Source organism: Leptolyngbya sp. GB1-A1, assembly GCF_039962475.1.
Classification (GTDB): Bacteria; Cyanobacteriota; Cyanobacteriia; order Elainellales; family Elainellaceae; genus Leptolyngbya_A.
Genome location: NZ_JAMPLI010000023.1, coordinates 15337 through 34284 on the forward strand (window position 1 = coordinate 15337; position 18948 = coordinate 34284).

General features: G+C 51.0%; 20 protein-coding genes and 1 pseudogene. 10 read left to right on the plus strand and 11 right to left on the minus strand.

Annotated elements, in window-relative coordinates; genetic code table 11:
* Window positions 1–494: 494 nt before the first annotated feature.
* Window positions 495–737: a DUF6761 family protein gene (locus tag NDI45_RS19250; RefSeq protein WP_190794630.1), complete on the plus strand. Its 243-nt coding sequence runs from the start codon at window positions 495–497 to the stop codon at window positions 735–737.
* A gap of 81 nt (window positions 738–818) precedes the next feature.
* Here the strand turns inward: NDI45_RS19250 and grxD are convergent, their stop codons facing one another.
* The 3 genes from grxD to NDI45_RS19265 all read right to left on the minus strand — a co-directional run bounded on the left by grxD (window position 819) and on the right by NDI45_RS19265 (window position 2187).
* Window positions 819–1142 carry a Grx4 family monothiol glutaredoxin gene (grxD, locus tag NDI45_RS19255; RefSeq protein ID WP_190794631.1) on the minus strand — a complete coding sequence of 108 codons (324 nt, stop codon included), beginning with the start codon at window positions 1140–1142 and terminating at the stop codon, window positions 819–821.
* Between the two features lie 103 nt (window positions 1143–1245).
* Window positions 1246–1503: a BolA/IbaG family iron-sulfur metabolism protein gene (locus tag NDI45_RS19260; protein WP_190794632.1), complete on the minus strand. Its 258-nt coding sequence runs from the start codon at window positions 1501–1503 to the stop codon at window positions 1246–1248.
* Window positions 1504–1563: 60 nt separating this feature from the next.
* Window positions 1564–2187 (minus strand): hypothetical protein, encoded by a 624-nt coding sequence (locus NDI45_RS19265; RefSeq protein ID WP_190794633.1) that lies wholly within the window; start codon window positions 2185–2187, stop codon window positions 1564–1566.
* Between the two features lie 167 nt (window positions 2188–2354).
* Between NDI45_RS19265 and NDI45_RS19270 the strand changes: the two genes are divergently transcribed.
* Complete coding sequence (locus NDI45_RS19270) at window positions 2355–4493, plus strand: proprotein convertase P-domain-containing protein (protein WP_348248324.1); 2139 nt, start codon at window positions 2355–2357, stop codon at window positions 4491–4493.
* Here NDI45_RS19270 and NDI45_RS19275 read toward each other — a convergent pair.
* From NDI45_RS19275 to NDI45_RS19285, 3 genes are all read right to left on the minus strand, one after another.
* A complete protein-coding gene (locus NDI45_RS19275; protein WP_348248325.1) occupies window positions 4461–4964 on the minus strand; it encodes a MogA/MoaB family molybdenum cofactor biosynthesis protein in 504 nt (167 codons plus the stop codon). The two genes, NDI45_RS19270 and NDI45_RS19275, sit on opposite strands and share 33 nt — an antisense overlap.
* Window positions 4965–5151: 187 nt before the next feature.
* Window positions 5152–5487, minus strand: a complete 336-nt coding sequence (gene psb28 / locus NDI45_RS19280; protein ID WP_348248326.1) for a photosystem II reaction center protein Psb28 — start codon at window positions 5485–5487, stop codon at window positions 5152–5154.
* Window positions 5488–5614: 127 nt separating this feature from the next.
* On the minus strand, window positions 5615–7879 hold the full coding sequence (locus NDI45_RS19285; protein WP_190791034.1) for a DUF1565 domain-containing protein: 2265 nt from the start codon (window positions 7877–7879) through the stop codon (window positions 5615–5617).
* A gap of 337 nt (window positions 7880–8216) precedes the next feature.
* Here NDI45_RS19285 and NDI45_RS19290 point away from each other — a divergent pair, with 337 nt between their 5' ends.
* The 3 genes and pseudogenes from NDI45_RS19290 to NDI45_RS19300 form a co-directional block, all read left to right on the plus strand.
* On the plus strand, window positions 8217–8588 hold the full coding sequence (locus tag NDI45_RS19290) for a hypothetical protein (protein ID WP_190791035.1): 372 nt from the start codon (window positions 8217–8219) through the stop codon (window positions 8586–8588).
* A gap of 102 nt (window positions 8589–8690) precedes the next feature.
* A complete protein-coding gene (locus tag NDI45_RS19295) occupies window positions 8691–9050 on the plus strand; it encodes a YtxH domain-containing protein (protein ID WP_190791036.1) in 360 nt (119 codons plus the stop codon).
* A gap of 72 nt (window positions 9051–9122) precedes the next feature.
* Window positions 9123–9464 (plus strand): annotated as a pseudogene (locus NDI45_RS19300) (DUF948 domain-containing protein); the annotation flags it as partial.
* Between the two features lie 488 nt (window positions 9465–9952).
* On the opposite strand, the gene NDI45_RS19305 reads toward NDI45_RS19300, so the two are convergent.
* Window positions 9953–11365, minus strand: coding sequence for an amidohydrolase family protein (locus tag NDI45_RS19305; RefSeq protein ID WP_190791038.1), 1413 nt, complete (start codon window positions 11363–11365; stop codon window positions 9953–9955).
* 568 nt (window positions 11366–11933) lie between these two features.
* Between NDI45_RS19305 and NDI45_RS19310 the strand changes: the two genes are divergently transcribed.
* Complete coding sequence (locus tag NDI45_RS19310) at window positions 11934–12323, plus strand: RidA family protein (protein WP_348248327.1); 390 nt, start codon at window positions 11934–11936, stop codon at window positions 12321–12323.
* Between the two features lie 46 nt (window positions 12324–12369).
* On the opposite strand, the gene NDI45_RS19315 is transcribed toward NDI45_RS19310, so the two are convergent.
* Both NDI45_RS19315 and NDI45_RS19320 read right to left on the minus strand, forming a co-directional pair.
* Window positions 12370–13587 (minus strand): diguanylate cyclase, encoded by a 1218-nt coding sequence (locus tag NDI45_RS19315; protein WP_348248328.1) that lies wholly within the window; start codon window positions 13585–13587, stop codon window positions 12370–12372.
* Window positions 13588–13780: 193 nt separating this feature from the next.
* Window positions 13781–14416, minus strand: coding sequence for a peroxiredoxin (locus NDI45_RS19320; RefSeq protein ID WP_348248329.1), 636 nt, complete (start codon window positions 14414–14416; stop codon window positions 13781–13783).
* 685 nt (window positions 14417–15101) lie between these two features.
* Here NDI45_RS19320 and NDI45_RS19325 point away from each other — a divergent pair.
* The 3 genes from NDI45_RS19325 to NDI45_RS19335 all read left to right on the plus strand — a co-directional run bounded on the left by NDI45_RS19325 (window position 15102) and on the right by NDI45_RS19335 (window position 17944).
* Complete coding sequence (locus NDI45_RS19325) at window positions 15102–15422, plus strand: hypothetical protein (RefSeq protein ID WP_242067473.1); 321 nt, start codon at window positions 15102–15104, stop codon at window positions 15420–15422.
* Between the two features lie 44 nt (window positions 15423–15466).
* Window positions 15467–15844 carry a cupin domain-containing protein gene (locus tag NDI45_RS19330; protein ID WP_190793300.1) on the plus strand — a complete coding sequence of 126 codons (378 nt, stop codon included), beginning with the start codon at window positions 15467–15469 and terminating at the stop codon, window positions 15842–15844.
* A gap of 504 nt (window positions 15845–16348) precedes the next feature.
* The gene (locus tag NDI45_RS19335; protein WP_199296703.1) at window positions 16349–17944 is read left to right on the plus strand and encodes an ammonium transporter; all 1596 of its coding nucleotides are present in this window, start codon (window positions 16349–16351) and stop codon (window positions 17942–17944) included.
* A gap of 25 nt (window positions 17945–17969) precedes the next feature.
* Here the strand turns inward: NDI45_RS19335 and NDI45_RS19340 are convergent, their stop codons facing one another.
* Window positions 17970–18197 carry a hypothetical protein gene (locus NDI45_RS19340; protein WP_190793298.1) on the minus strand — a complete coding sequence of 76 codons (228 nt, stop codon included), beginning with the start codon at window positions 18195–18197 and terminating at the stop codon, window positions 17970–17972.
* A gap of 58 nt (window positions 18198–18255) precedes the next feature.
* Between NDI45_RS19340 and NDI45_RS19345 the strand changes: the two genes are divergently transcribed.
* Window positions 18256–18405: a hypothetical protein gene (locus NDI45_RS19345; protein ID WP_348248330.1), complete on the plus strand. Its 150-nt coding sequence runs from the start codon at window positions 18256–18258 to the stop codon at window positions 18403–18405.
* 368 nt (window positions 18406–18773) lie between these two features.
* Here the strand turns inward: NDI45_RS19345 and NDI45_RS19350 are convergent, their stop codons facing one another.
* A complete protein-coding gene (locus NDI45_RS19350) occupies window positions 18774–18908 on the minus strand; it encodes a hypothetical protein (protein WP_348248331.1) in 135 nt (44 codons plus the stop codon).
* Window positions 18909–18948 lie beyond the last annotated feature (40 nt).

Sequence of the window (18948 nt, forward strand, 5' to 3'; positions counted from 1 at the left end):
TGGACAATGAATCTTCTCAGGGGCTGATCTTTTGAAGTCCTTTTATAGCAGAACCGCGTATCAAACCAAATCGCAAAACATTCTGAGCGAATGGTTAACCGACAAAAATGAATATCGCAGACCGTAAAGCAGGATAACTTTATTTTTAGCCCAGTTTCAATCAGTTAGCGCAATTCAACACAGGAATAAAATCACCCAATTGAGGGAAGCAACTGGAAAAAACTTTAATAAAATAAAGGAAGTCGGTATAAATCTAGGCTGTGGTTTTTTATCTGGTATATCAGTAGATAGGGCTTGAACTTAGTGTGCATTCGGCGTTGATTCTGAAGATCGCTTCTGTGCCTACCTCATGGCAAATTTGCGGTCGACCTCTAACCCAGTAGAGTACATCTTGCTCAATGTCGCAATTCGCACTAAACTAAGCGTCTAATCGAAATTTTACTGATCGTGTTTTTTGTCTTTATTATCGTAGGATTCTGGATCATCTTTAACTTATGCTTCAGGATACTCAAACGATCCGCTATTACCAGCGACTCACCGACGCCCTCGTCGAGCAGTGGAATCGCGGCTATCGGTTCGATGAACTTCGGCTCTTTGTTGATGGCTATTTAGCGGCACTTCGGCACGCAAACGCGATCGAACCCTTTATGATTCATCGCCTTGAAGAAGAAGTCACCCGTTACTTGTATGACCCTTCCAATTTTGAAATGCCCCAATCTGAACCCGATTACCGATAAGCAAAGCAAAACCCTCTGACCTTGAGACCGCTCAAACATCAGAGGGTTTTGTGTTAGGGCTTGTTCTGTTCAGGGACTCAATCAGGAGGCGAGAGCTACTTCAACCATTTGCTGAAGTTCGCCTTTCTGATATAGCTCGATGAGAATGTCTGACCCGCCGACAAACTCACCGTTAATGTAAACTTGCGGAATCGTGGGCCAGCTTGAATATTCCTTAATGCCCTGACGGATTTCGGAGTCTGCTAGCACATCACAGGTTTCAAAGGGAACGCCAAGCACGTTCAAAATTTGCACGACGTTATTGGAGAAACCGCACTGAGGCATCAGTTTGTTTCCCTTCATAAACACCATGATCTTGTTCGATCGAATCAAATCTTCAATGCGTTGCTGTGCTTCGGGTGTCATAGAGCAATTGGGGTTTGGTTCTTACGCTTTTATGCTACGAAAAATTGGCGTGAACAGGTCAGACCGTTAATCAATCTCACCAATTCACGTCAGCAGGCTCAGATCAGGCAGTTGCCTGGGATGCCCAGTCTTGGGGCGTGAACGTCTTCATGCTCAGAGCGTGAATTGCCTCCGAGGACATGGCTTGGTTGAGCGCACGGTAAACGAGCTGATGCCGCTGCACTAAACTTTTGCCTTCAAATAGCGAAGAGACGACGACGACCTGATAGTGATCGCCACCGCCCGTCAGATCCTGAACCTGAACTTGGGCATCGGGTAATCCCCCTTTGATCATTACTTCAACCTGATCTGGGCTAACCATGAACGCTCCTGCAATCAAACGCGCAAACGAATCTAAACCACCCTATTTTACTGTTGATTTCTATTGCTGATTGCCCTGGTTTGGTTGGGGAGCCGCTGAGGTAGACTGACCGCCCGATCGCGGAAACGGCGAACTGACAAAGCCCAATTCATAAAGTTGCTGATAGGCTTGTTGCCCTAGCTCACGGGTAGGGTTCTGGCTGCGGACAATCTGAATCAGCAGGGGAACGGCTAGCTCTGGCTGGTTTTGTGCCCGGTGGACGAGCGCAAGCTGATAAGTTGCCTGGTCGCGCATTTGGGCAGATGCGATCGCCTGCTGCCGCTGGTCATCAGCAATTCGGGTATCAATTCCGGCAAAGCTTCCGGCGAGTTCCTGATGAAAGTTCGAGAGCTGATTAAAGAGCTGACGCGCATCTTGCAGCTTTTGGGTCGCGAGGGCATAGTTCTGAGCAGAGACCGCGCTGCTGGCCTCTTCCATCAAACGTCTGCCGCCGTTAAGACTAAGCAGCGTTCCGTCCTGTGCCAGGGGACGAAGATCCGATTCGCTGCTGGGTTCAGCATTGAGGTCTGAAGGACTGGCAGGCGTTTGTGCCTTTGCGGGAACTGCCTGAATCAGCGCGATCGCACTTGCCAGGGAAACCAGCGTAGCCAGAGAAACGGAGCGAAAGCTGTGAAACAATAGCATGAAATTGTTATAGGAGATGGTTCGGTAGCAAGCGAATACAGTCTTAGGGGATTTTACCATTGCCGTTCTCGCTCGATTCAATCTTCATGAAGGTCGCTAGAGTAAATGAATTGCCTTGAAGCAGTTTAAGCTATGGCTGACGAGTGTTTTATGGTGTGGGTTCCCCGATGACAGGCTCAACTCGATTACCCCATAGGGGAAACAGCGAAGCCTCGCCCCTGTGGATATTTCCTTTGCCCGATGGCTATTCGAGCGGCCTGGAAGGACAAATCCTGCTGCGGGGTGGGGCAAAAATTAGGCTAGAACAATGTCCCAATCGCTTTACGGTTGGCTTAATTCGACCGATTGACAATCTGGCGCAGTGGGTGAGAAACCAGGGCTGTGAACTCGATCGTGAACTGCCTGCGATCAAACAAATTTCCCTGCAAGTGGAGTCGGCTCGGCTCGAATCGGTCATGGCAAAACTGCGACGATCGTCCTTTCAGGGAACTGCAGAGCAATCGACTGAGGTTGCTTTTGTGAGTCACGTCTATTGCTTGCTCCAGCCCGAATCCGCGCTGTTTGAATCAAGAGATCCCGAATTAAAAGAGCCAAACCACTTCCAGGCACAACCCATCTTCTATTTGACCAATGAGTATTTAACCAATGAAATCTATTTAACCAATGAGATCGCTCTACAATTTCAGCCCCAGGTCACGATCGAGCAAATCGCAGCCATCACCCGTGCCGTAGGGCTGGAGATCGTAAAGCTGATTCCTGGAATTCCGAAGGCGTTTGTTTATCGGCTGACTCGTGGGGCGATCGTCAATCCGCTCAAGCTGGCAAACCGCCTGATCCACCACCCTGACGTGCTGTTGGCAGAACCGAACGTCGCCGTTGCCTCATTTCTGGGTGATGTGTCCCTTGGTGATGCGTCTCCTGATGATATGTCTGATGATTCATTCCTGCCCGCGTATCCGTTAGAAACCTCTGCCAATGCTCCTGTCAATGCCCCTGTCATCGCGCTGAACAATCGTTCAAACCTGACGTCACCAGGGACAAATGCGATAGCAGGAACTCGATCGATCGGGGTTGCGATAGTCGATCGGGTAGGGCAAAGCCATTCTTTCACAGGGGGAATCAATCTCAGTCATCCTGCATTTGCCGGAATGGGCAAAATCGTTGCGCCACTGAATTTATCCGCATCTCCCTCTTCGGAATTTTCTGTGGCATTCGAGCAAGCAGAAATGAGCAAAACCACAGAATTGTCCTGGGGAACGATTTGTGCTCAGGCTGCGATCGGAGAAGAAGTACCCTCTCTGGAACCGATGCTTTCCACGGGAAAGACTGGCATTGCGCCGGGCTGTAGCCTGATGCCGATCGCGATCGATCCCTTTATAGACGACAGCACGATCGAGCAAATTTTTGATTGGGGAATACGGCAGGGCGTAGCAGTGATTTGTGGGGCAATCCTGAATCGCGATCTACTCCTTCCTTCCCTCCGGCAGCGAGTGGCAGTATATCGGGCTGCAACCCAGGGGCGGAACGGTAAGGGCTGCGTAGTGCTCGTGCAGGCAGGTTCGACATGGGACGCTTTCCCCGATGTTTTACCCGTGGTGATGCAAGGCAGTTTCCCTAAAGGAGTTGACCCCGCTGAGGACGATCGACTTCAAGCGGTTGCAATGGGAATCGAGGCAGGGATCGCGGCACGAGTGCTGTCTGTAAACCCGGATCTTGCCGCCGAGGAAGTGCTGCAAATTGTGCAGACAATTCGTGTCCACCGTGAGAACTCTTTTGATACCAAAAGCAGCGATCTCCTTGGTAGAAATGTCCTTGCTAGAAATGTTGCTGCTGAAGTGAATTTAGCGGTTGATTTGGCGCGGCGTTATGTCTCTCGATCGGTATCCACACGCCAGATCGATACATCAGATCTACAGTCGCTTGTCTTTGAAAATCGATCGCCCCAAACAATTCCAGACGGAGACGATCGAGGAATGATTTGCTCGATTACCGTTCAGCAGGTCGGGATGATTCGCGATGTCGAAGTCAGTCTGACGATCGACCATCTGGCTATGGGGGACGTGAAAATCTGGTTGATTCCGCCTGTGGGTGATGCAATTCTCCTGCAAGACCGCACGCTTGGATTATTACCTCAACTCAACCTTCGCAAGGGACTGGAGACCACCCCTCATCTCAGAAGTTTGCTGGGGCGATCGGCTCAGGGAATCTGGCAGCTCCAGATCTGTGACTCTGTCCCTGGTCACCAGGGCACTTTAAGAGAATGGCAGCTTCGACTAGGAATTCAGCAGCCGCACCAGATGTCCTAGCTCCGGCAGGATCAGCTTTTCCATCGCCAGTTTCACCGCATTTGTCGAGCCAGGGAGCGAAAAAATGAGCTGAGAGCCACAAACGCCTGCTACCGCCCGCGATGCCATTGCTCGTGAGCCAATCTCTTGATAGCTGAGAAAGCGAAACAGTTCACCAAAGCCGGGCAAAATTTTGTCAAGCTGCTGTTCGATCGCGTCGTAGGTCGTGTCTCTGGGTGCGATCCCTGTGCCGCCGCTAAAAATAATTGCCTGAATTTCCGATCGCTGGCTCAATCGCTGCAAATGGGTCTGAATCTGATCAGGCTCGTCGGGGATCAGAATGTAATCGGCGATCGAGTGTCCTGCCTGCTGCAAGAGTTCCTGAATGAGCTGCCCGCTGCGATCGGTTTCAGGCGTGCGCGTATCGCTAACCGTGATAACTGCACAGGTGACGGCAATGGGCTGTTTATCAGGATGGGGCAAATGAGTCATTGCAGCAGAAAAGGTTCAAGGGTTCTTGTATCAAACGGTTCTCGTATTAAACGGTTTTCAGATCAATTTTTCAGACCGATAAAGACGAGGGGCAGATTCTCGAATTGCTCATGCCCACTCGCCCAAGAGTTTTTGAATTTAGAATGTCTGAATCTAGCGTTTTTGAATCTAAAGTTTTTATGTCTGGCTATGACTTGTCTAGCCCCAAGCCGTGCTCCTCGGCATAGCGATCCATAAAGCGAATAAATCGCTCCCACTCTTCAGCACTTCTGATAATGTAGGTGGCTTCAATCGCGTCCGGCTGACCGTTGACAAACTTTGCATTCACTTCGCGAGTCGCCAGCTCACCTTCTTCGTCAATCAGATACATTCCGGTGATATCAGCGGTGCTGTCCTGCGCTAATGCTCTGGGGTTTTGAAAATAGAAGGTTGCCTTGCCGTTACTGCCATCGCGGGATCGGGTCACTCGCACATCAGGAATTACGTCTTCGGTGATTCCTCTTGAGAATTGAATTTCAGCCATGCCAGTTGTTTTTACTTCAATCGATCGTCAATAATTTATCTTCCCATTATTTGGCTCACGGGTAGAGGTTAACTGCGATTCCCAATTCTGCCGCGACGCTCAAATTAAGACGCTCAAATTAAGACGTTCAAACTAAAAGGAATTCGAGTAGCCCTTGGTGGATCGCGATCGCTACATAGGTGCAAAAGCTGCGATTGATTCCGTCTGGGTGATTCAACATTGCTTCCAGCAAGCCTAACTCGACTTTTAGCATCGGTACGGCAAGCGGATAAGGTAGCTCTGGCAGGGGAACGACTTCGCGATCGGGCAAATCTAGCGAGCCCAAAAGCTTGTGGTGCAGCAGCGAAGCATATGGCTGGCTTTCTGACGGCGCGTACTGCGTCTGAACCCCCATTGCGCCCCTCTCAGGAGACACTGCAACCAGACAAATCTGAAGCAGCAGATCGGGCTTTGTTTGCTGTAGCCTTGTCAACCGTTCTGCAAAATCGATCGAGTGATCCCGGCTCTGAATGAGGTCGGCTGCAACTCCCACCTGTTCGAGGTGTTCTGCCACCTGTACGCCCACCCATAACCCTGCCTGCACAAGGGGCGATTCTTCCTGCGCGGAGTACAGGTCGGAACTCATCTCAAGGGGGATCTGAATGGGGATCTCAATGTGGATTGCCACTCGTAGCCCTTCACCTGAAGCCGTTAGACGGGGAACCTGAAGCAAAGAACTTGTTGGAACAGCCAGGTTCTGCATCCAATCTTGGGCTCTGGTAGGCTCTACGATCGCAGGACTCTCTCTGGCTTCTGCCTCATCTTGTAAAATCAGGGCTTGATAAATCCAGGTAGCTAGCTCTGCTCTAGTAATTGGCAACAGCGGAGCTAACCGATCGCGCTGCGGCAAAATCAGCAGCTGATGTGCCACTGCCGTCGCTACTGCCGACACTGCAATGCTGGGAATCTCAGCTCGATCGCGAAAGATCCGCAGCAGTTCAGCCCGACCGCCACTTAGCCCCCGCCCCCGAACCAATCCCACGATCGCCTGCCATCGGGGAAGTGGCTGTTCTGGAGAAAAGTGCAAATCTGCCTCACGTTCGACAAATCCCAGTCGCTCTGCCTGGGCGATCACCCCGTCGGGAAACGGCGAAGCAATCGGCGCGGCTGCCTCCTGCTCGGTAGGCACATCTCGAACGCCGCGATTTGGAGAGCGATCGGACTGCTGAAATGCCCGTACCACTACAGCCGCAAACTGGGCACGCGAAACCGGTCGATCGGGCTGAAACGTGCGATCGGCAAAACAGCCCATAATTCGCCTGTCGAGAATGGTCAGCACAAAGGGTAGCGACCAGTGATTCACCAGATCGGGCGGAGTCTCTGGCAAATTGATCGCAGTCGGATCGGAAGTGAGTCTGGATTGCGGCTGAACGATCGCTGTAAAACTTTCTGCGTCCCAGCCTCCCGTTTGCACGGGTTGAAGGGCACGAAATTCAATCGCCCCTCGCACAGACAAAGGATGCAATAGGTTTCCCGCTGCAATGACAAGCTGCGCTCCCACGTTGCGAATTGCGAAATCTCCGTTGTCCTGAAAGTAATTTCCTCCGGGCGACTGTCGATCGCCTAAATCAGGCATCGCCTGACTAAAAATGACCAATCCTTCTCCGGTGTTGGCAGCAATCCGGTTTTCCCGCAGTACGGGACGACTCGCTCCCGATAGCACCATGCCAACCTGGTTATCGGTGATTTCGGTTTGATAAACGATCGGAGATGCAAAGTCGCTCAGCGTTACACCAAAACGATTTTGGCAAAACAAACTGCGCTGAATTTCTCCTTTGGCATAGCGCGTGAAGGCAATCCCACTTGCCCGATTTTGCAGAAGCCAGCAGTTGAGAATCGTGGGCGTGGCTTCTCCAGTGACAAAAATTCCCTCTCTGCCGCAGCCGCTCAACCGACAGTGGGCGATCGTTGCCGTAGCCGCTTCGATCCAAATTCCAGTTCCTTTCTCATGGGGATTGGTGATGGTCACTCCCCGCACCTGTGCCTGCTCCGCGATTACCAGAGCCACATTTTGCCTGCCAAAGATTGAGCTTTCCCAGTCGCCACCCCCAACGATCGTCGTCCTCTCGCCCCGCGTTGGCACATCCCCCACCACCACCACCCCAACCGGAATCTGCAGCGGAAACTGTTCACCCTGTACGGTGTCATAGCGACCGGGCTGAAGGTAGATGATTGTGCCCGAAGTCGCCTGGCTGAGCGCGTGAGATAAGGTCTTGAACGGCTGAGACTGTGTGCCGATCGCCGCTGAGGGCGAATTGCTGTCTCTCGACGCATCTGATCCGGCAATGGGGTCAACAAATAACTCTGAGACAAATAGCTCTAATAAGTGTTCAGAAGGCTGCGGATCTTCCATGAATCAAATCAGGCAGGTGAATAAAGCAAAACCCAAAAAGCAAAACTTAAAAAGTAAAACTTAAAAAGTAAAACTCAGAGAAGCTTAACGCCTTATTGAAATTAAAGGTCTCTCTCGCGGTTGATTTCCGATCGATACTGTTTGAGACCGCAAATCTATCGGTATGATTGGTCATAGCTGTCTGGCCATCAAGTTGTCCGAGCATTAATTATCTGGGCATCAGGTTGTCTGGACATTCATAGTCTGGATATCAGGTTGTCTGGGTATTAATTACCTGGGCATTAATTATCTAGACATCAAGTTTAGGCATGACATTTGTGCGATCGAGCCAGTAGACATGGTAATAACAGTTCTGGTCTTCAATGTTTTGATTGCTTCGCTAGGGTTTTATGTTGCCTGGCGGCTCTGGCAACTCCGCCGAACCCTTGCCAAGGCAGCCGATGCTCTCATTGCTGCCGAACACAGTACACATAAGGTTCTGCACGGTGCGCCCAGGAATATCTCCAAGGGACAGAGCGGTGTAGCGCAGGCGCGTCAGCAGTATCGCAAAGCCGCAATTCAGCTTGAGAAAGCGCAGAAACTGCTTGCCCTGCTTGGCTTAGGACAAATCGTTTGGAACCAGTATCGATCGATCATTCCTGCCCAACGCAATCAGCGACTGACTCTTTTTGCCCGTATGATTCGGTCTAGCGTTCGAGGGGCATCATGACAACAGCGCGAACCGTCTGGAAATTGTCTAATCTTGAGATAGAGCGATTCTGAACCGGAGATTCGATTCAGTCGATCGATGCAGTAGAAAGGTGAAATGACCATGACAGAAAACCGTGGCGGAGGATCTGGGGTATTTGTAGGGGGATTGCTGGTTGGAGCAGTCGTTGGGGTCGTGAGTGGGCTACTGGTGGCTCCACGATCGGGTCGAGAAACCCGGCAGTTTTTGAAAAAATCGGCAGATGCCCTGCCGGAACTGGCAGAAGATCTCTCAACTAGCGTCCAAATTCAAGCCGATCGCCTATCAGAAACGGCATTACGCAAATGGGATAAAACGCTGACTCGTTTACAGGAGGCGATTTCCGCCGGACTTGAAGCCAGCCAGCGCGAACGGCAACTTTTGGAGCAGCAGGAAACGCGAGCGGTCGTCGAAGCCCGTCCTTCTGTTCGTGATTCGGCATAAAGGTACAGGCTGAGTGAAGTGAATTCTTGATAGTAAAGCCTTATAGAAGTATTGGTGAGATAGGGAAACAGTGTGGTAGACCCTTTGTTTTGGCTAGGACTCTCGATTTTGCTAGTTGCGGTTAGCATTACCGCCGTGCTGATGGCTGCGCTGCCTGCTTTTCAGGAGCTATCGCGGGCAGCTCGTAGTGCTGAGAAGCTATTCGACACCCTCAACCGAGAACTGCCGCCCACCCTGGAAGCAATCCGCCTTACAAGCCTGGAAATTACCGAACTCACTGACGATATGACTGAGGGAGTGCAAAACGTGGGTCGGATGACTCAGCAAGTGGATCAGGGTGTGGGCGGGGTAAAGCAGCAGGCAAAGCAGGCGCAGATCACGACACGCAGCGTCGTCGCTGGCTTCAAAGCAGCCCTAGGAGCCTTCACCCGTCCTTCGGGTCGGCGGGCAGCTCCAGTACCAACCCGTCCCCGTTTGCCTGCCTCACAAGCTGAGGAATTTGAAGAAATAGAAGAGATTGAGAGAGTGGAGGGAATTGAGGGAGTCGAGGAAGTCGAGGTTTTTGAGCAGTTTGAAGTTGAAGTTGCCCCGATCGCGGATCATCAACAGTCCGCTCGTGCAGCCAGCCGTCGGGTTGAGGAACCATCACCAATCAATGCCGGTGAAATCGGTGCAAATCAAGCCGCGATCGCTTCAATGGAAGCAGATACCCCCAATCTACCGCCGCAAAATGGCAATTTCTACGCCCCCCAGCTGCGCTCGCCTGGTTCTTCCTCGCTTAACCTGCCGCCTTCTACCTCGCCCCAAATGCCTCCTCATCAAATCGAGGCGTATCGGGAACGTCAGGGCTAGTGCTTGAGCAGGTGGGTTGATTGTTAAGTTTGAGCGTTAATCATTCATTATCAGGATTCATCATCCAAGAGGCCCATCACCGATCGATAGTGTGCCTCAACCTGCTGCACCATTGCAGACTGGCGATTTGTCTGCCACTGACTGCGATCGAAAATCTCCTGCCGCAGCAGATCAACGTCGATTGTCTGAACTTTTCCTTTTGCCACCACAGTCTGACCGTTGACCCACACCTGAGCCACTGCACTTGCAGGTCTGCCCATCACCAGTAAACCGATCGGATCAGTGCGCGGCAGCAGTGATAAGTTGGTCAGGTCATACAGCACCAGATCTGCTTTTTTGCCCACGGTTAGCGAACCCGTCTGCTCAGCCAGATTTAACCCCGTCGCTCCGCCCAACGATGCCATCTCGATCGCCTCACGCGGACTGATCCAGTGGCGATAATCGGTATCTGTCACATTGTGCAGCAGCGTGCCTATCTTAATCGCCTCCAGCAAATCCTGCCCGTCGTTGCTAGCCGAGCCATCACAGCCAAAAGTGACATTCACGCCCGCCTGTCGATATTTTAAAATGGGGGCAACGCCGCTGCCCAGGCGCAAATTGCTCAGGGGATTGTGTACAACGGTCGATCGCGTTTCTGACAGGATTTCAATGTCGGCATCATCGAGCCAGACACAGTGTGCCAGCGAAGTGTGAGGCGTGAGAAATCCCAGATGCTTTAAGTGCTGAACTGCGCTATATCCATATTTCTCCTGGGCAAGCAATTGCTGTGCTCTGGTTTCGAGCAGGTGAGTATGGCAGCAAAGCTGATACCGATCGCTCAACGTCACACAGCCCTCAAACAGCGCGTCTGAGCAGAGCTGCATTCCCGTTGGAGCCAGCATGAGATGAATTCCGGCTTCTGGTCGGTGAAAGCGATCGATCGCCCGCTCCATTAGCGATAGCGTCTCTTGGGTTGTTCGAGCATAGGGCTGATGCTCAAGCAATTTCCCCCCCGAAGGAATGCTCTCGGTCAGCGAAGCATCCTGAATCAGCGGACCAATGAACGCCCGAATGCCAATTTCTTCATAGGCACGGGCGGCAGCAGCGATCGTCTCTTCCTCCTGTCCGGGGATCAGCACCAGATGATCAACTACGCAGGTTCCGCCCGACAGCAGTGTCTCGGCTGCCGTTGCCAGCGCACTGAGATAAATTTGCTCTGGACTGAACAGCGTAAAGTCGTAGAGTTCTGCCAGCCACAGTTCGAGCGGATAAGGCGGAATCATGCCGCGCTGCCAAAATTCTGAAGAGTGAGTATGAGCATTGAAAAATCCCGGCAGGAGCAGCTTGTTTTGTCCATCAATTACTGTTCCGACAGGCTCTAGATGGGGCGCAATAGCAGCAATGCGATCGGCTTCAATGCGGACATCAACGGTTGCATAGCCTGATGCGAGCGGGATCAATGCGTTTTGAATCGTGAAACTCACAGCGAGTCCTCAAAAACTGCGAAAAGAAGTTACGAGAAGAAATTGCGAAAAGAAACTTAGCAATGGGATTGCGAAAAAGTGAGAAGCGTTGGTTTAATTTAACTTCCGCTAGTGGGTCACTGCCTAACTGGGCACAGCAGCCTTAGAACTGGTTTGAGAAGGATTAAAAGTGCTGCCGCTCCCTGAACAGGTCAACTTTTGGGAATTTTGAAGCTGAGTGATGGTGCTGTGCCATGGTTCGGTTTCCCCCGACTTGGGGGGCGAGGAGAGCTAGGGTTCTCCTATATCAGGACGAGTATCAGGACGAGGAGGTGGGTTAGAAGTTTGGCTCTTTCAACATCTTGAATCGTCAAACTCATCATAAGCGATCGATTTTTATTTCTAAGTTGGGCGCTGCAATCAATTCAAGCAAAATCGCGGCTTTATTTCCTGCTTTATTTCCTGGCTAAAGTACGATAATTGCAAGGCAAAGGGTTTGGAGGCGAAGGGAGCATCCTGGATCTTCCCAGAACATCCTCTCTGGTAAACCCTCTCCTGTAACTTGAGCAGATTACTAAAGCAGACGACTATGTTTGAACGAATTAATCTACCCGACAATGTACTGCCGCCTGTTTCGCCCTACTGTCATGCGGTACGTGCAGGGGATTTTTTGTTTGTCACCGGGCAGCTTGCCCAAAACCCAGAAACAGGTCAGGTTGATCGCGGCTCCATCGAAGACCAGACCCACCGTGTGATGCAAAACTTAAAACTGGTGCTGGATCAGGCAGGCAGCAGCTTCGATCGGGTGGTAATGGCGCGGGTGTTTCTCACGGATTTTCGTCATCTGCCTACCGTGAATGAAATCTATGCATCTTACTTTCCCAGCGGCAATTTTCCCGGCAGAACGGCGATCGGTGTAACTGCCCTTGCCGGATTTGGCGATGTAGAAATTGACCTGATTGCCTATTGTGGAGCTTAGCAAATTGGGCAAGTTGACAGCTTGTGAAATTCAGCAGAAGTTCCTGCTAGTCGTTCTGATAGAAATGAACCCCGCCCCGATTTTGCGTCTTCGCGATCGCACAGGCTTTATCTGCTGCTCTGATTGCGCTTGCGGCATCTGACTTTGCAGCAAGGCTGACTAAACCGATGCTGACTCCCACCGAAAACTTCTGCCCTTCCCATTCAAACCAGAACTTTTCGATGGCTTCGCAGAGCGAGTGCGCGACATACATTGCCTGTTCGGTAGGGCACCGATACAGTAGAACTGCAAACTCATCTCCTCCCAAACGGGCGATCGTATCGGCTCTTCGCACTTTGTTTTGCAGCAGGCGGCTCACCTGACGCAGCAGCTCATCTCCCGCTGTATAGCCGCAGGCTTGATTGATTTCGCGAAAGCGATCGAGATCGAGAAAACACAGGCTATGTTCCTGGTCATTTGCCTGAGTCAGGGCGATCGCCTGCTGAAGACAATGCTCAAATTCTTGTCGGTTCACCAGCCCGGTCAGCGCGTCATAGCGGTCTTGCCAGGTCGATACGACATCATCAGCAGAAACTGCAGCAGCTTCGCGCAAAACTACCACGCTGCTAGTGACTTGTCCCGTTGGAGCGTGAATTTCAACCTGCGTACTGTTCACTCGTCTTTCAGAGTGATCCCGGGTTTGCAGCAGGGCAGCGCAGTCAACATTGCTGAGAGAACGCTGTTCGTAGGAATCCGCTATCAGGTTGGGCAAAGGCTGCCCGGTGTTGCAGTCCCGAAGCGGAAGAATTTCTGAAAGCGATCGTCCCTGGGCTTCCTGGGTGTGCCATCCAGTGATTTGCTCCGCAACGGGGTTGAGCAGTTCTACCCGTCCTTGAGCATTGGCAGTAATCACGCCGTCGCGAATGGTGTGCAGCATCACCTGGGTTTGCTCGATCGCCTGAGATAGACTGTCCCTCAATCGATCGCGTTCTTTGCGGTAAGCTTTCAGGCGCATCCAGAGTAGCGCGATCGTGCCAGCAAGAATGGCGATGAGGAAGGCAATCATGAGCGTCATTGCGGTTGAGGCTTCACCGATCACAGCAAAATACAACGGAAACACGAGAATAGAAGTCAGGGAAAACACAAGCTGCACCGGGTAGAGAAACTGTGAGGAGATCTGTTGCCTGCTCGGTTGGGGAGACAGTTTGAACGAAAACGTTGTGCGGCGAGGTTTGAGCAGGAACATTGGGAGCGAGGTCTTGAGCGGACATTTAAGGAAAATCATGCCGCAAGCTAAGTCAGGAAACTGCTGATTTAGGGCAATGTTACCCAAGACGTACCAAAAAACTGCCTGGAGCAGACATATCAAAAAACGATACAAAAAAGGAGCATGGATTTCCACACTCCTGATTACACTAAAGTTTTATCGAGCCAGTTTCTCAGGAAAACCGATCGCTCAAGTCATTTACTCAAGCCATTTATTTATTAGGCTGAGGGGTCATCCGCAGATAAGGCTTTACTTCAGTCACGCCTTTCGGGAATTTTTGTTTTGCTTCTTCGGTGGGAATCGAAGGCACGACTACGCAATCGCCGCCGTCTTTCCAGTCTGCCGGAGTCGCAACGCTGTAATTATCGGTTAATTGCAGCGAGTCGATCACGCGCAGGATTTCATCGAAGTTCCGTCCGGTGCTGGCAGGATAGGTCAGGGTGAGCCGCAGCTTTTTCTGGGGGTCGATGATGAACACCGATCGCACCGTCAGCGTGTTGTTGGCGTTGGGGTGGATCATGCCATACAGGTCAGACACCTTACGATCGGAGTCAGCCAAGATGGGGTAGTTCATGCGGGCGTTTTGGGTTTCTTCGATGTCGCCTACCCAGCTACGATGCGAGTCAGCATCATCTACGCTGAGGGCAATTACTTTAACGTTGCGCTTGTCAAACTCAGGCTTCAGCCGTGCGACCGTACCCAGCTCTGTTGTGCAAACGGGCGTGAAATCTTTGGGGTGAGAAAAGAGGACAACCCAGCCATCCCCTGCCCATTCATGGAAATTGATAACTCCTTCAGTGGAGTCTTGCGTAAAGTCGGGAACGATATCACCAAGTTGGAGTGCCATATTGCGCTACCTGTCTGTCAATTCAACAACAATCCATAGATACTTATCCATCATCCCACAGAACTCCGGTATTCCGATGGGACTTTGGATCTTTATTCTATTCTGTCGCATTCTATTCTGTCGCAAAATGCAGCTTTCTATTATGGATTAATCTTTGCCGATCACGTGGGAGGGATTTAGGAAATCTCCTGAAAATACTCTCGCTTGAGATGACGCTTGAGCAGCCGTAACTGCAACCCGATCGCCCTCTTTCAAACTGCCAATTCTGAGAAGAACCTCGCGCTCCTTCAGATTTCAACCCGATTACAACTCGTTTTAACTCGATACTAATGTTGTCAAGGCTTGAAAAGCAAAGCAGGAAAAAGAGCGAAGCGGATAGAACTGTAGATGCCTTGAGAACAGATTAATGGCTCACCCTGGATTTTACCTGATTCCTTGCCTCAACTGCTCTTCTTGCGTTCTCACTTAGGTTAGAGCGGCGAGTTCCGCCTTTAGCGGCAGGAAGAATATTAATAAAAGTTACAAAATGAGAATGAGATCGATGAAAAGTTGGTGCGTTAATTTTTAGATTGATTTTGATTCATCAATTTGAATCGAATAATCTAGATTAAACAATAGATTCACTCCAATCTCTTTGTTCGATTTGTTGGTCATCCACTCGTTACTCACCGTCTTTTTTTACGTTATGCTTCACTACTATTTTCTGACCCTGTCTCAGATGCATCAGTTAATTCAACCTATCCTTGTGCCGATCTGTTTTGTGCTTGCCTGGGGGCTGGTTGCGCTTCTGGGCTGGAGCCTCTGGGCAGCCGCAAGAGACAGCGTTAAAACGGCTCAGAGAATGCACCAAATTCCTTGCGCCAACTGTCAATTTTTTACTAACACTCACGTTCTAAAGTGTCCTGTTCATCCCAGTTCGGCAGGCACTGAAGAAGCGGTAAACTGCCTAGATTTTGAACCCTGTTCCTACGCTTCTGTGGGTAATGCCGATCGCGCTTACCGCTAATCAGAATTAAGATTGGCTCAGTGCTAATCGCAAATGGCGGTGAGATGCTAATCCAAAAACTTCAAAATTGCTCAGAATTCATTGCCGGAGATGGAACCAATCTCCGAGAGTTGCTTCATCCCGATAAGCAGTCGATCGACCTGCGCTACAGTTTGGCTCATGCGATCGTCTCCCCCGGACAGGTTTCAATTCCTCACTCGCTCAAAACGTCCGAGGTTTATTACATCTTGAGCGGGAATGGTGAAATGCACATTGATGACGAGGTGCAAGCTGTCGAGCCGGGGGATGCGATCTACATTCCTCCCGACGCAAAGCAGTACATCGCAAATCTTGGAACAGAAGACTTGATTTTTATCTGTATTGTTGACCCTGCTTGGCGGCAGCAGGATGAAACAATTTATCGGGAGCAGCTCGATCACTAGCAGGTTTGCGAGCAGACTTGCGAAAGTCTCCGAAAGTTTCCAAATTGCAGGCGATCGCCAGCAGATCTGAGGTAAACGGATTGAGCGTCTGCTTATTTTCTAGGGGAAGTCTAAGATTTCCTTTAGCTTCAAAAGCCTTGCGCTACATAGGCTGTGGGGCAACACGCTTAGCAATTGTATTCTCCTATACAGAATTACTTCAACAAGATTGGTGCAATTTGAAACATAGATTTTGCAGTTTCCGTGAAATCGCTGTGAATTGATTGCTGTGGGGTAACTCTAAAGTTCCCTGCCGTCTTCGTCTTGCGAATAACTGGTTTAGCTGCATCGGTAGAAATCAATGCCTCAGTCTGTGCCTCTACCCTTTCGAGGTTCAATTCGGGGCTAGGTTGCTCCCTTATCTGAATGAGTTGTGCCCTGTGAATCGCTCACAGAGTGCCGGATTTGATGCATTCACTTGCTGAAGGAACGTCCAGTAAAATGTCTAAATTAGCGCACAGGCGAATGAGAACTCGCAACAAGCGATCGATCGCTGATACTTTGGCTAGATCTTGGGCTAGATCTGAAGTCGCTTACTACGCCCAAAAATACTTCAAAAAGATTCGTCGGCTCCCGGTTTCCCTGCAAGCCTGCCTTCCCCTGGCTGGAATTCTGGTGTTGATGTCTTCTTTCTCTGCTTCGGCACAAACTCCCTCTGCTGCTCAGCTCACCGAACTCGAATCCTCGCTGCGAGTCGGCTTGGATACGATGTGGGTGATGATTGCGGGGATGCTGGTGTTCTTTATGAACGCTGGTTTCTGTATGCTGGAAACGGGCTTCTGCCGCCAAAAGAATGCTGTTAACGTGCTGGCAAAGAACCTGATTGTGTTCGCTCTCTCGACGATCGCCTTCTGGTTCATTGGCTTCGGTCTCATGTTCGGCGATGGCAACCCCTTCTTTGGCACAAGTGGGCTGTTCTTCCTCTCTGGTGCAGATAACAGCCCTGCAACCGCAGATGCTTACCAGGGCGTTTACACTTCGCTCAACTGGACGGGCGTGCCTTTAGCAGCTAAGTTCTTCTTCCAGCTTGTGTTTGCAGGGACGGCGGCAACGATCGTTTCCGGTGCAGTCGCAGAGCGCATCAAGTTTGTTGACTTCTTGATCTTCAGCTTGCTGCTAGTGGGAATTGCTTACCCGATCACAGGTCACTGGATCTGGGGCGGCGGCTGGCTTGCTGGTCTTGGCTTCTTCGACTTTGCGGGTTCAACGGTCGTTCACGCAGTTGGCGGCTGGGCAGCTCTCATGGGTGCAGCGTTCCTCGGTGCGCGGCTGGGCAAGTACAACGCTGACGGTTCGCCCAATGCGATTCCCGGTCACAACATGAGCATCGCCACCTTGGGAACTTTAATTCTCTGGTTGGGCTGGTTTGGCTTCAACCCGGGTTCAACCATGGCAGTGGGTGATGGTTCTCTGATTGCTCACATTGCTCTAACTACAAATACGGGCGGTGCGTTTGGTGGCGTGGCTGCAACGATCGTGGCTTGGCTGGTGCTGGGCAAACCCGACCTCTCCATGATCATCAACGGCATTTTGGCAGGTCTGGTAGCGGTTACAGCTTCCTGTGCTTTCATTACAATTCCTGCGGCTGCACTTATTGGCGCGATCGGCGGCATTCTGGTCGTGTTTGCAGTAATGTTCTTCGATCGCATCAAAATCGATGACCCCGTTGGTGCCATTGCAGTTCACCTGACCAATGGTATCTGGGGAACCCTGGCAGTCGGTTTGTTTGCAGTGGGTCCGAGCGATGCTCCCGGTGCGCTGTATGCTGCAGGTCCGGCTGCAGGCCTGTTTGCAGGGGGCGGTCTGGGACAGCTCTGGATTCAGTTCCTTGGCACGATCTCGGTTGGCGGTATGACGGTGCTGCTGTCTTCTATCTTCTGGATCGCGCTGAAGGCAATTCTGGGCATTCGAGTTTCTGAAGAAGAAGAACTCATGGGTCTGGACATTGGCGAGCACGGAATGGAGGCATATAGCGGCTTCGTCAAGGATGCAAGCGGCATGGCAGGCAGTCTGGGCACTGCGGGCACTTCCACCGGAGTCTCTAGAATGGATACGGTTTAGTGCGGTTTTGAGAATGCTGAATTCATTATTCTGAATCAGTTCCTAGGTTCATTTCTAAACCATTCCTGAACTTATAAACCAAGTTGGGGGCACAGTGTTGCCCTCTTTTTTTGCTTTTTTTGCCTCTTTTGGTTCTAATCTGCCCAAAATTAACGCGATCGACTTCCCGCCCTTGCACCCCGATAATCTGGTTGTCTTTCACGCTAATATCGAGCCTACAGCCGTAGGAACACAGTGCACAGGCAGGTTGCACCCAGCGATCCGGCTACCGCCAGCCTTCGTTCATCGGTTCGCCCATTCCACTGGCGAGAATGCGGCTTGCGATCGCCCCCGATATCCGCAACACTGTTACGGGTTTGTTTGACCTCGGTCGAGGATTGGGCTGCTTTTACTGGCTGGGACTGGCAAAGCTAGAGTTTATGCTCTACAACGGCTTATTGCTTCTATCAGGGAAAAGATGAGCTTGAATTGAACAGTCCTTGTCTCAAGCTCACTGTCTCAAGAGCGATCGTCAACGCTTCTCAAACATCTCAAAAATTCACAGCATTGAAACACGCTCGCCCGATCGCTGTCACATGAGGCGACTACCTTAGTTCTTAGACAAGGTTCACGATACACACACTCCTCACACCACAGAACTTCCCGGCCACAGTGCCGGGATTTTTAGTATCTTGATGCGAGTGTCTAACGCGAGGCTGTAGCAAACCCGAAGATGTGCCCTTGAAAATTGCTTAGCATTCCTGAAGGGATCTGAACCTTCTTAAAGAAGGATAAAATTTGCTGTTGTTCTTAACCAAATATTTTTTACAGCGTTTTTCACCCCCGTGCCTTACGGGAGTGTGGGGGCGATTTCTCCGTCTGTGGTCATTTCGATGCGTAAATCAGGGTTGGCGATGGCAAGCTGTTCGTATTGCTGGTGAGCCAGGCGCAGCGTCGGCGGCAGATAAAGGATCAGTGCGTCCATAGGCATCGGCAGGGGGATTCTCTACACTATCCTAGAAGAA